The 12,807-nt window shown below is 47.1% G+C and carries 9 protein-coding genes; 3 read left to right on the plus strand and 6 right to left on the minus strand.

What is annotated here, in order from left to right; all coding sequences use genetic code 11:
* Nucleotides 1–3 precede the first annotated feature (3 nt).
* Nucleotides 4–1,005, minus strand: coding sequence for an NAD(P)H-quinone oxidoreductase (locus L1N97_RS10005; RefSeq protein WP_236129686.1), 1,002 nt, complete (start codon nt 1,003–1,005; stop codon nt 4–6).
* A gap of 95 nt (nt 1,006–1,100) precedes the next feature.
* Between L1N97_RS10005 and L1N97_RS10010 the strand changes: the two genes are divergently transcribed.
* Entirely contained in the window at nt 1,101–2,306 is a 1,206-nt protein-coding gene (locus L1N97_RS10010; RefSeq protein ID WP_236129687.1) for a class I SAM-dependent rRNA methyltransferase, read from the plus strand.
* 209 nt (nt 2,307–2,515) lie between these two features.
* Here L1N97_RS10010 and L1N97_RS10015 read toward each other — a convergent pair whose 3' ends face one another.
* The 4 genes from L1N97_RS10015 to L1N97_RS10030 form a co-directional block, all read right to left on the minus strand.
* On the minus strand, nt 2,516–2,815 hold the full coding sequence (locus L1N97_RS10015; protein ID WP_226751662.1) for a PilZ domain-containing protein: 300 nt from the start codon (nt 2,813–2,815) through the stop codon (nt 2,516–2,518).
* A 61-nt stretch (nt 2,816–2,876) separates the two neighbouring features.
* On the minus strand, nt 2,877–6,761 hold the full coding sequence (hrpA, locus tag L1N97_RS10020) for an ATP-dependent RNA helicase HrpA (protein ID WP_236129688.1): 3,885 nt from the start codon (nt 6,759–6,761) through the stop codon (nt 2,877–2,879).
* Between the two features lie 162 nt (nt 6,762–6,923).
* The gene (locus L1N97_RS10025) at nt 6,924–7,343 is read right to left on the minus strand and encodes a CBS domain-containing protein (protein ID WP_226751664.1); all 420 of its coding nucleotides are present in this window, start codon (nt 7,341–7,343) and stop codon (nt 6,924–6,926) included.
* Between the two features lie 75 nt (nt 7,344–7,418).
* On the minus strand, nt 7,419–8,426 hold the full coding sequence (locus L1N97_RS10030; RefSeq protein WP_236129689.1) for an isoaspartyl peptidase/L-asparaginase family protein: 1,008 nt from the start codon (nt 8,424–8,426) through the stop codon (nt 7,419–7,421).
* Nucleotides 8,427–8,850: 424 nt separating this feature from the next.
* Here L1N97_RS10030 and ggt point away from each other — a divergent pair, with 424 nt between their 5' ends.
* Nucleotides 8,851–10,530, plus strand: a complete 1,680-nt coding sequence (gene ggt / locus L1N97_RS10035; RefSeq protein WP_236129690.1) for a gamma-glutamyltransferase — start codon at nt 8,851–8,853, stop codon at nt 10,528–10,530.
* Between the two features lie 89 nt (nt 10,531–10,619).
* Complete coding sequence (locus L1N97_RS10040; protein ID WP_236129691.1) at nt 10,620–11,600, plus strand: extracellular catalytic domain type 2 short-chain-length polyhydroxyalkanoate depolymerase; 981 nt, start codon at nt 10,620–10,622, stop codon at nt 11,598–11,600.
* A 4-nt stretch (nt 11,601–11,604) separates the two neighbouring features.
* Here L1N97_RS10040 and L1N97_RS10045 read toward each other — a convergent pair whose 3' ends face one another.
* Complete coding sequence (locus L1N97_RS10045; RefSeq protein WP_236129692.1) at nt 11,605–12,801, minus strand: class I SAM-dependent methyltransferase; 1,197 nt, start codon at nt 12,799–12,801, stop codon at nt 11,605–11,607.
* Nucleotides 12,802–12,807 lie beyond the last annotated feature (6 nt).

A 12,807-nucleotide genomic window follows, 5' to 3' on the forward strand; every position in this document is an offset into this window, starting at 1 on the left:
AATTTAAAACGTTAAAACCAATTTACCAATGGTTTGATTCGACGCCAGCAGTTGGTGTGCTTGCTCGACATCTGAGGCAGCGAATTGTTGCTGGATCACCGGTGTAACCTTGCCGCTGGCCATATCTGCTGCAAAATCATTAATAAAGTCTGCAGTTAACTTGCCCTTATAGGCTAAATCGCGATTACGTAAGGTAGAGCACCAGAGCTGGCCGCGTTTTCGAAATAACGGCACTAATTCGAATTCTGGCACCGTGCGCCCCCCCATCATCGCATAGATAATGATTTTACCATCTTGGGCTAATAAGGCGACGTCTTGATTAATATAAGGCCCGGCAACCGGATCTAAGATCAGATTGATGCCTTCTGGCCAAAACTGTTTTAACGCGTCACTAAACTGTTGCTGCCGATAGTTGATGGCATACTTAGCACCAAGCTTTAAACACGCCTCGGCTTTGTCTGCACTGCCCACCGTAACGGCACTGTGCAACCCTTTAGCTTTGGCTAATTGAATAGCAGAAGTGCCAACACCGCTGGCACCCGCATGAATAAGCACACGCTGGCCAGGTTGCGCTTGGCCTTCGGTAAATAATAATTGGTAAGCCGTTAGAAAGGTTTCTGCGGTTGCTGCGGCCTGAGCCATGGTCCAGCCATTCGGTACTGGCATGGCATGCGCTTCTGGCATCACCACATATTCGGCATAACCGCCACCATTGACTAAACCAAACACTTGCTGGCCCAGCCAAGCCTCTAAACGGGCATCCGCCACCGCTACCACGGTACCGGCTACCTCTAAGCCTAAAATGTCGCTATCGCCTGGCGGTGGCGGATACAACCCTTGGCGCTGCATCAAATCAGCACGATTAATCCCACAGGCCGCCACTTGAATTAATAGCTGACCGGACATCAATTCTGGTATGGCTTGGTTTTGCCATACTAAAACACTGTTTTTACCGGGTTGCTGTACCGAAACGGCACGCATTTGCTGGGGAATTGGCTTGTTCATAGCACTCCATACCGATAGCTGCACGAATTTACTTTAGCTTTGTCGGTCTCTTCTCTAAAATACGGTCTTTAGTCTAGCACAGCGTACTTAAAATCATGAATAGAACCGTAAACTTACCGACAATTGTCTTACAAGAAGGTCGTGAAAAAGCTTTAAACCGCCGCCATCCGTGGCTGTTTTCCAATGCTATCGATAAGGTGTTAAATACCCCCAATCGCGGCGACACGGTTGAAGTACTCAGCAGCAAAGGTGAGTGGCTGGCACGTGCCGCCTATTCACCGAGTTCACAAATTCGCGCCCGCATCTGGACCTTTCAACAAGATGAAGCGGTTGATGTTGATTTCTTTGTACGTAAAATCAGCCGAGCGTGGCAGATCCGTCAAAGTGTGTTTAATACCGTTGATACCAATGGCCTGCGCATCATAGCGGCCGAGTCGGACGATCTTCCCGGCGTTACTATCGATAAATTTGCCGATGTGTTGGTGGTGCAATTATTATCAGCGGGAGCGGATGCGAAACGCAAAATGCTGGTAAGCGCCTTGCAACAGGTTTTTCCTGAGCACAGTATTTATGAGCGTTCAGATGTTGATATCCGTAAAAAAGAAGGCTTACCACTGGTTAAAGGCTGGTTACATTTACCCCGCGAAAGCGGCGAAGTGCTCATTAAAGAGCACGGTATGACGCTGATTGTTGATATTATTGAAGGCCATAAAACCGGTTTTTACCTCGATCAACGCGCCAGCCGTGCGGCCGTGCGTCGGTATGCGAAAGATGCCGAGATTTTAAACTGCTTTAGCTATACCGGTACCTTTGGCGTAGCCGCTTTATTAGGCGGTGCTCGTCATGTGACTAACGTGGATATGTCAGAATTAGCCTTAACCACCGCCAGCCGTAACGCCGAGCTTAATCACTTAGATGTGAATGCCCTTACCCATACACGGGCAGATGTGTTTAAGTTATTACGACAGTATCAAGAAGAAGGCAAAACCTTTGATATGATTATATTAGACCCGCCCAAGTTTGCGGATAATAAATCACAACTCAATGGTGCCTGTCGCGGTTACAAAGATATAAACCGCTTAGCAATGCAATTAGTTAAACCTGGCGGTTTACTCTTCACCTTTTCCTGCTCAGGTTTAATTGAAGAAGCGTTATTTCAAAAAGTCGTGGCCGATGCGGCGCTGGATGCCAAGCGAGATTGTTTGTTTATCGAACGCTTACAACAAGACAGTGACCATCTCATTGCCAGCTTCTTTCCTGAAGGCTTTTACTTGAAAGGCTTAATTTGCAAAATCTATTAAGGCCGCTTGAGCTTCGCTGATTATTTGCAGCAAGGCGTTTTATAGCTCTGCATAGCAGAGTATGTGAGAGTGATGTAATAGACAGAAGAAAAGGTCAGCAGCAGAAACGTATCTGGCAATGTTGCTGGCATCAGCCAGTCAAAAAAGTTGCTAGGCCTTTATATTAAAAGGCCTAGCAACGTTTTATAGCGACTGAGGGATTAACCGCTTTAGTTAAGCTCGATGAAAGCTAAACCCAAATTGTAGCTTTCTTCGCTGTCTTGGCTGCAACGCATTACCTTAGCAGTCGCATCAAGCGGCGGTACGCTGGCATTCGGCGATTCTAAACGGATGCGGATTAAGGTGCCTAACTCAATCAACTCATCGGTTTCAACCGACATTCCCGAAGCACTTAAATCACGACAAACCCCATCTACCACTCGGGCGGCTTCTGGGTCATTAATCATCAGCTTCACGTCAGCATTAACCATCATGCGGTAAAAATGCCGGTTATCATTCCTGTTTACCATAGCGATTTCCTTAAACTACTTAACCTTTATCTTAGCAAGCTTAACGCAGCCTGCAAGTATATTATTTAAGCTCTTGTACGGCATTAAGGATCCGCTTCGCCGAGATGGGATATGGCGTACCCAATTGCTGCGCATGCTGCGATACTTTTAGCTCTTGTAGCATCCAACTTATCGCGCTTACAGCCTCAGGCAAGGGTTGCCCAGCAAATTTGCCAAGCAGTTGCAAATAAGCTTGTTCGGCATGTTGATATTCGTGCATTAACAAGCGATCTCGATTCGGATCGACCGGCAGTTTTTCTAAACGTTTTACCATAGCACTGAGATAACGCAGCAGATCATCCATGCGCGAAGCACCATGTTTTGTAACAAAGCCTTTAAAAATCAATTGCTCTAATTGGCTTTTCACATCGGCTTGCGCCTGATAATGCGCCAAATCGACTTTGCCCTTTAAACGCTTTTGAATTTCGTGATACTGGTTAAGGATCCGCTCAACCTGCAGCGCAATTTGCCGCACCCGTTCAGCTAAATCAGCACGTAAGCGCTCTTTTAGCTGCTGAAACGCGTTGGCATCTTGTACCGGCAGTGCTTGCGTAATTAACTCATCGGTGGCAGCCGCAATACAATCATCAATCAGCTCTAATACCTTACCAAACGGGTTAAAGTACAAACCCAATTTGGCGCGGTTAGGTAACGTATCTTGTAAGTACTTCACCGGGGATGGAATATTTAATAACAATAAGCGACGCAAGCCTTTGATATGTTCTTGCTGCGCTCGCTGCGGATTATCCAGCAGCCGAATGGCGACGCTATCGCCTTCATCAATTAAGGCCGGAAAGGCTTTAATTTCAAAACCCGCTTGCAGCTTGACATACTCTTGCGGTAAGTCACCAAAGGTCCAGTTCGTCAGCGCCGCCTGCTCAATGCCCTGCTCTGCCACTTCGCTAAGACTTTGCTGTACTTCACCTTGCAGCTGTTGTTTTAACAAAGCCAACGAGCGTCCTTGCGCCACGAGCTTACGCTCATCGACAATTTTAAAATTCATCCGCAAATGCGCGGCTAAGCCTGACAGCTCCCAAGCATCTTCAGGAATAATCAGCCCCGACATTCGTTTTAATTTATACGTAACAACGTCTAACAGAGGGCCATCCTCTGGTTGAATGCTTTGCAACAAGGCATCTGCATAATTTGGCGCGGGCACAAAATTACGCCGCAAGTTTTTTGGTAACGATTTAATCAAGGTCACTAATAATTCATGACGCAGTGCTGGGATCAACCAATCAAAGCCGGTATTTTCAACCTGATTCAGTAGCGCCAGCGGAATCAACACACTGACACCATCATCTGGTTCACCAGGTGCAAAATGGTATTCTAACGGTAAAGTTAAATTACCCTGCTGCCAGCTTTCTGGAAATTTAGCCGCGGTAATATCTGAGGCATCCCGCTGCAATAAAGCATCAGGATCGAAATTTAAAAAAGTCGCATCTTGTTGGCGCTTTTTCTTCCACCATTTAATAAAATCAACACGATTATTAGCATACACGGGAATACGCTCAGCATAGAAACTGGCTAACGCATCATCATCGATTAAAATATCGCGACGCCGAGATTTCTCTTCGAGTGATTGCACCTGCTCAATTAATTGCTGATTGTGTTGTAAAAAAGCATCTTGCAGCCCCGACTCGCCATTAATCAAGCCTTCGCGAATAAACAGTTGGTGAGACACGGCTTCATCAATACGGCTATACAAAACCGGTCTTTTGCCGACAATGATCACACCATATAACGTCACTTGTTCATAAGCGACGACAGCGCCTTTTTTCTTTTCCCAATGCGGTTCACTGTAACTGCGGTTAACCAAATGCTGCGCCAAGGGTTCAACCCATTCGGGTTCAATTTTGGCTAAACTTCGCGCATACAAACGGCTGGTTTCAACCCACTCAGCGGCCATCACCCATTTGGGTTTGCGTTTAAACAAATGGCTGCCCGGAAAAGCATAAAAACGGGTTTGCCGCGGGCCCAAATAATCGGCTTCGCTGTCTTTACAGCCAATTTGCCCTAATAAGCCGCTTAATAATGACATATGCACTTGCTGATAATTCGCGGCTTGCTCGTTGCTTTTAAGTTGCTGCTCTTGTGCCACCTGGCTTAATTGCGCAACGAGATCTTGCCACTCGCGCACACGTAGGTAGTTTAAAAATTCTAACCGGCAGTTACGGCGAAATTGATTATTCGTTAAGGCATCTTGCTGCTGTTGCAGGTGATCCCACAGTTTAAGCCAACTGCTAAAATCAGAATCCGGATCGGCAAAGCGGCTATGTAATTCATCGGCTTTTTGCTGTTTATCCAGTGGCCGCTCTCGCGGATCTTGGATCGATAACGCCGCCACAATCACTAACACTTCACGCAAGGCGCCATTATCACTGGCGGCTATCACCATCCGAGCTAAACGCGGATCGATAGGTAAACGTGCCAGTTGCTTTCCTAACGCGGTTAATTTTAGTGGGTCTTTACCGCGCTGCTGTGCAATTGCACTGAGCTCTTCTAACAGCTTTAAACCATCATTGACGAAGCGGCTATCAGGTTTTTGTAAAAAAGGAAAAGCTTCAATATCACCTAATCCCAGCGCCAGCATTTGCATAATCACCGATGCAAGGTTCGTGCGCAGGATCTCCGGATCGGTAAACTCGGGGCGTCCGATAAAGTCTTCTTCGCTGTATAAACGAATACAAATACCGGCAGCGACCCGACCACAACGGCCTTTGCGTTGATTCGCGCTCGCTTGACTGATCGCTTCAATGGGTAATTGTTGTACTTTGGAGCGATAGCTATAGCGCGAAATACGCGCAGTACCCGGATCGATCACATAACGGATCCCCGGTACCGTTAAGGAAGTTTCGGCCACGTTGGTCGATAACACGATGCGTCGGCCTGCATGCTGCTGAAAAATCCGATTTTGCTCGGCAGCACTTAGCCGCGCATACAGCGGTAAAACTTCGGTGTGCGGTAATTGCAGTTTTTCTAGCGCATCGGCCGTATCACGAATTTCACGCTCACCGTTTAAGAAAATTAAAATGTCACCTGGCGGCTCTTGATAGAGCTCATTGACGGCATCAAAGATACCTTGCAGCTGATCGCCATCTTTATCATCCAGTTCACTGTAAGGGCGATAACGCACTTCTACCGGATAAGTTCGCCCCGACACTTCAACAATAGGCGCATCGAAAAAATGCTTCGAAAACCGTTCCGGATCAATTGTCGCAGAAGTAATGATGACCTTTAAATCAGGACGCTTCGGTAATAATTGCTTCAAATAACCTAATAAGAAATCGATATTTAAGCTGCGTTCATGCGCTTCATCGATAATCAACGTATCGTATTGATTTAAAAACCGGTCATGCTGCATCTCGGTCAGCAAAATACCGTCAGTCATTAACTTTATTAAGGTGTCGGCATGAGTATGATCGCCAAAGCGGATTTTATAACCAACTTGCTGCCCAACCTGACAATCTAATTCTTCAGCTAAACGCGCACAAACACTGCGGGCGGCAAGACGGCGGGGCTGGGTATGGCCGATCGTTCCGGCCACACCTCGGCCTAACTCTAAACAAATTTTCGGGATCTGAGTGGTTTTACCCGAACCGGTTTCACCGGCAATGATCACCACTTGATGCGCAGCAATGGCGGCTTTAATGTCATCTTTTTTAGCAACAACCGGTAACTCTTGAGGGTAATGCAGCGCCGGCACAGCTTTCGCCCGCACTTGGCGCAGCGCCATGGAGCGCTCAATATCGGCACAGAGCCGTGACAATTTACTTTGTTGTGCTGCAACGTCAGCGAGTTTTTTTAGCGCAGATAATTGGCGACGGAAACGAAACTGATCTTGCAGTAAGCAATCAGCCAATTTTGCGTAACATTCGGAAACAGAAAATGGTGCTGTAGCAGACAAAATAACGCCCTCAGAAGTCAGAGGGCGCAATGCTACCAAGTAAGGGTGCGGCAATCCAGTAATACGCTACACCGCCTGCTAACTGAAGTGTAAATATACTGAGGCGTTAGTGTTTAAACCACCTTACCGTATTTAAGTGTAAATATACTGAGCCGTCAGTGTTTAACCCACTTTACCGTAATGCGAGTGTAGTTCCTTGTCTATTGCCGCTAACACATCGGAACGGGTAATGATCCCCAGTAAAAAACCATCATCATCGACAACCGGATAGAGTTTCGGCTGCGCTTTTAGCATCGTTTGTGCCACATCAATGATGCCGTAGTAATCTTTAACCGTCAGCACATTCGTTTGCATAATATCTGACACTTTAAACGATTGCTGATCGTGATAGGTTGACATCAGCATTCGGGCTAAACAATCTTGCTCTGAAATAAACCCAATAATTTTGCGCCGTTCATCAATAACCGGCCCACCGGTTTGTCGGCATTTAATTAAACGATCAACAGCCATTTCTACTGGCATCTCCGCATTAAAGGTCACGGGATGCTTATTCATATAATCAGCGACTTTCAGTAAATCCATATTTCCCCCACAACAACCTGTTAGTTAACATTTTAAGCTTAGCTCATCAGGCAAATTTTGCATGGGGGTTAACGATTAATTCTCAGCATTTTCACTAAAAATTTCGACCCGCAGTGGCGTGACTGCGCCACGCATTGCGCGGTACATCCCTTCAGTGTTAAACGCCCAGCTTAATTGCCCGGCCGCGTCTACCACAATAACACCACCAGTGCCCCCTACTTTTGCCAGTTCACTCATCACTTCTTGCGCGGCCACAGAGGCCGTTTTACCTTGATATTTAACCCGTGCGCAGATATCAGAAGCCACTTGATAGCGGATAAAGTATTCACCATGGCCTGTCGCAGAAACCGCACAACTGCTGTTATCCGCAAAGTTACCGGCACCGATCACCGGGGCATCGCCAATGCGGCCATAGCGTTTCGCGGTCATACCACCGGTTGAAGTGGCAGCGGCTAAATTACCGGCCTGATCTATCGCAACGGCGCCCACGGTGCCCATGCGCCACGCTGGATCAAATGGGATCTGTGCTTGATGCGGTTGCGGTGCCATAGCTTGCTTAGCACGTTGCAAGGCTTTATACCGAAACTCGGTGTTGTAATAGGTATTTTTTACTCGCTCAAGTGGCAAGGTATCAGCAAAGGCTTCAGCTCCGGCGCCAGCAAGCATGACATGCTCAGATTGCTCCATCACGGCACGTGCTAATAAAATGGGGTTTTTAATCGTACTGATCCCCGCCACGGCACCGGCTTGTCGGTCTTGTCCCTGCATGATTGACGCATCCAATTCATGCTGCTCGTCAAAGGTATATACCGCCCCCTTGCCCGCATTAAATAACGGTGAATCCTCCAACAGCATCACTGCAGCGGTCACGGCATCTAAGCTACTCCCCCCTTGCTGTAGTACCGCGTAACCCTGCTCTACGGCTTGGGTTAACGCTGCTTCATAGGCTTGTTGCTGCTCGGTTGTCATTTGTGCTTTGTTGATCGTACCGGCACCACCATGAATAACAATGCCAACGGGGCTTGCTGCGAATGCATTAACACCAGCAACACTTAGCAATGCCGCTAAAACGGAAACTTTCATCGTCTCTTCTACCTTTCTCAGTGAATAAATTCTGCTATTAGATGTACGTTATTTCAGCGGGCTCAGCAAGTATATCGGTTGATTAAGCTATTTCTTGCGATAGATCAAAACGTAAAATCAGTTAGCGCTTATATTAACGCCCGTTGTTAGCATTTTTGGTGTTACAACACTAACCTGACACTTTGGCGCCTTTATTGGGCGCCTTTTTTATGTTGCTCAGCCGCTTGCTAAGCGCTGAGTCAATCGAAAGTGTACTGCATGCTGGATGGCACTTACCGCCGTGAGTTAGCCCATAAACGCTCTGCAAAACAGCACTTAAACACCGCTTTATTTTTGCTAAGACTAAAAGCGCATAACAACATCGATTTCTTTTCTTAAACGTCAATGCTATGTTCTGTGTTTCATCTTTGTTCGGAGTTTCGCTATGTCTTTCTTCACTCGTCCGTTCAGCCGCTTAGGGCTGATTGTTTGTCTCACCGTTATGTCTCCCGTGCAGGCAGAAAACGCCCTTAGCGCCGGTGCGGTTGCCAGCCCAGATCGTTATGGTGCCGAAGTAGCGGCAGCGGTTTTAAAACAAGGCGGCAATGCCGTTGATGCAGCAGTGGCTACGGCTTTAACCTTAGCGGTAACCTATCCTGAGGCAGGCAATATCGGTGGCGGTGGCTTTATGACACTGTGGTTTAACAATAAAGCCTATTTTCTCGACTATCGGGAAATGGCACCGGCAAAAGCGCACCGTGATATGTATTTAAATGCCGAAGGTGAAGTGATTGAAGGCATGAGCTTAGTGGGTCATCGAGCTTCGGGCGTGCCAGGTACCGTCATGGGCTTGTGGCAAGCACACCAGCAGTTCGGCAGCTTGCCTTGGGCAACTTTAGTCGCGCCAGCGATTAAACTGGCAGAGGAAGGCTTCACCGTGCCAGATAAAGCCTATCATTATGAAGGGAATGCGCTACAACGTTATGCCGGACGGACAAACTTTGCTGACTATTTTGGCGCAATGCGCCCTGGCGAACAGTTTAAACAACCGGCTTTAGCAAAAACCTTAAGCCGAATTGCTGAGCATGGCCCAGCCGATTTTTACCAAGGTGAAACCGCAAAATTACTGTTAGCTGAAATGGCGAGGGGGCAAGGTTTAATCAGTGCCGAAGACTTAGCCAATTATCGGGCAGTCTGGCGTAACCCTATTGTGACTACTTGGCGTGATAAACAATTGATAACCGTCGCACCGCCTAGCTCAGGAGGTATTGCGTTAATTCAATTGCTGACGTTAAAAGATCTGAATGCCCCCCACTTTGCTAATGTCAGCCATAACTCGGCCCAATACGTTCACTTAATTGCCGAAATCGAAAAACGCGTTTTTGCCGATCGTGCCGATTATCTTGGTGATCCTGATTTTACTGAAGTACCACAGCAACGCTTACTCGATCAGCGTTACCTAGCCAAGCGCGCCAGTGAAGTGAATGCCAAGGCTATTTCAGAGACGGCAAAAGTACGCCCGGGTTTAGAATCTGAGCAAACCACCCATTTTTCCATCGTCGATAAAGCCGGTAATGCGGTGTCAAATACCTATACCCTGAATTTAGATTATGGCAGTGGTGTTGTGGTGACCGATGCAGGCTTTTTATTGAATAATGAAATGGATGATTTTTCTGCCAAAGCCGGTGTGCCGAACGCTTTTGGTGTGGTTGGTAGCGATGCCAATGCCATTGCGCCGAATAAACGCATGTTATCCTCGATGACGCCGAGTATTGTGTTAAAAGATCAAAAACTGGAATTAGTGATTGGCACACCCGGTGGCTCAACCATTTTCACCAGTATCTTTCAGGTGATGCTGAATATTTACGATTATAAAATGTCTCCCGCTGCTGCGGTGGCTGCGCTGCGCTTTCATCACCAATTGTTACCTCAAGATCAAATTCGCTTAGAACCCTATGCCAATTTAGCCAGCGAAGTAGCAGCAGAGTTAAAACAGCGTGGATATCAGCTTCACACGCCAAACTGGAACCTTGGCGATATTCAATTAATTAAAATTGAAAACCAGACACCGATCGCCGTGGCCGATCCACGTGGTCGCGGTGTAGCATTACTGGTTGAAGATTAAATACCGCTTGCCACTGTACTAAAGCCTTATTGTCGTTAGTCGCATGCTGACCGATAGTAAGGCATATTATTGTTATTTTTGGAGTGACTATGTTGTCATGTCGTTTAGCTGTGCTCAGTGCTATGGTAGTCAGTACCTCTCTTGCGGCCAGCGAACCCTTACCTAAATTGAATTTAACCGCAAATATCACCGTTTCCGGCTTGTCTTCCGGCGGTTATATGGCCGGTCAGTTTCATCAAGCTTATGCTGAAGAGGTGACGGGGGTCGCCATTTTAGCCGCTGGGCCGGTTAACTGTGCTCAAGGCGATTTACGTATTGCAATGGGGCACTGCATGGCGAACCCCAACTCAGAGCCTGATTTAGCCACCATTGAAACGAAACTGAATCAGTTACGCGAGGCGGGAGAATTAGCGCCACTGAGCGCGGTACAAGGCGCTAAAGTGTGGTTGTTTAATGGCAGTGCCGATCAAACCGTGTCAGCTAAAGTCGGCGCAGCATTAGCCAGACAATATACCCATTGGTTACCTGCAGCGCAGTTGGCCGTTGTGGCCGATCAACCTTTTGCGCACCACTTTCCCACGGCAAAAGCCGGTTTAACTGAGTGTGATAAATCAGAATCGCCTTTTATCGCCAGTTGTCAGTATGACGCTGCAGCAAAACTACTGGGCCATATCTTGACTAAACCTTTAAAAGCCGCTACGGATCCGATTGGTCAGTTACTGAAACTGGATCAACACCAGTTAGCACCCGCCAGTCAAGGTCAGTTAGCACAGTATGGTTATGTGTATATCCCACAAAGCTGCGCTGCCGGTCAACGTTGTGACTTGCACATTAGCTTTCATGGCTGTAGACAAGACGCTAGTCAGATCGGAGAAGCCTATCTGCGACAAACCGGTTTAAATGACTATGCTGAAGCCAACCAACTGGTGGTGTTATATCCGCAAGTTGAAAAAAGCACGTTAAACCCGTTTGGCTGTTGGGATTGGTGGGGCTATAGCGCAAGTAATTACCTCACCAAAAACGGCCCACAGAACCTTGCCGTAAAACAATTGGCGGCGGCTCTGCGTTAACACTTTAACAAGAGGCGGTGTTTGCGGACGCCGCCAATAACTGCTCTAAACAATGCTGCTCTACCCCATAAAACTGCTTTAAAGCGGCAATCTTGGCTAACACAGCGCTATTATCCTCAGGGCTTTGGCGCTTTGTTGCTAAGATCATTTTGTTCTTACTGGTATGTTCCAATGAAATAAATTCAAACACCTTGGTCTGATAGCCGTGTGCTTCTAATAGCAATGCGCGCAAACTGTCGGTAAGCATTTCTGCTTCCTGCCCCAAATGAATACCATGCTGTAGCATGGGGGCTAGCACGTCGGGTAAGCGTACTTGAGGGCGAATTTCTTTATGACAACAGGGTGAGCACATGATGATCTCTGCTCCGGTGCGGATCCCCATATGCAATGCGTGATCCGTCGCGGTATCACAAGCATGTAATGCCACCATGATATTAATACCCCGAGCTTTAAAGTGCTTTACATCACCTTGTTCAAAATCCAGACCGCTTAACCCCAGCGTTTGCGCCGTGTTATTACATAAATCCACTAAAGCTTGGCGCAACTCTACGCCGGTAACCTGCACCGTTAAACCTAAGGTATGGGTAAAGAAATCATGCATAGCAAAGGTTAAATAAGCTTTACCCGAGCCAAAATCGGCTACGCGTAACTGTTGCCGCTGACTCAAACCGGTTTCTTTTACCGCAGCTGCTAAAATTTCGACAAACTTATTCAGCTGTTTCCATTTATTGGATAACGCCGGAATAATCTGACCTTGCTGATCAGTGACCCCTAACGCTTTTAAAAACGGCTGGCTTTGCTCGACATAGCGCTGCTTTTGCCGATTATGACTGGCCACACTGACCGTTTGCGTGTGTTGGGTTTGGCAGCTTAATAAAAACTTGCCTTTTTTACTTAAACTAAGCTGACATTGCTGTGTGCTTGTTTGTAAATTCGCTTGCCGAAAGTCATTCTGTATTAAGCCGGCAATTAGGCTAAGGGCCTGCTCTGGTGATAGGTTTTTTGTGATGTGATTCGTTTGATAATGATAAACACACTTTAATTGCCATTGTGCTTTAAGTTGCACGGGCGTCATTTCTAAGCGTTGTAGAGCGGCTTCGGGGCCTTGGTATTTACTCAACACCATTTTCACCAGTTGCTCAGAGCGCAGGGCGTGCTGTAAAACCTCGATAAACTGTTGATAGTTTGCTTGCTCTTGCATCGCAAT

The sequence above is a fragment of the Rheinheimera sp. UJ63 genome (genome assembly GCF_021568285.1).
GTDB lineage: Bacteria > Pseudomonadota > Gammaproteobacteria > Enterobacterales > Alteromonadaceae > Alishewanella > Alishewanella maricola.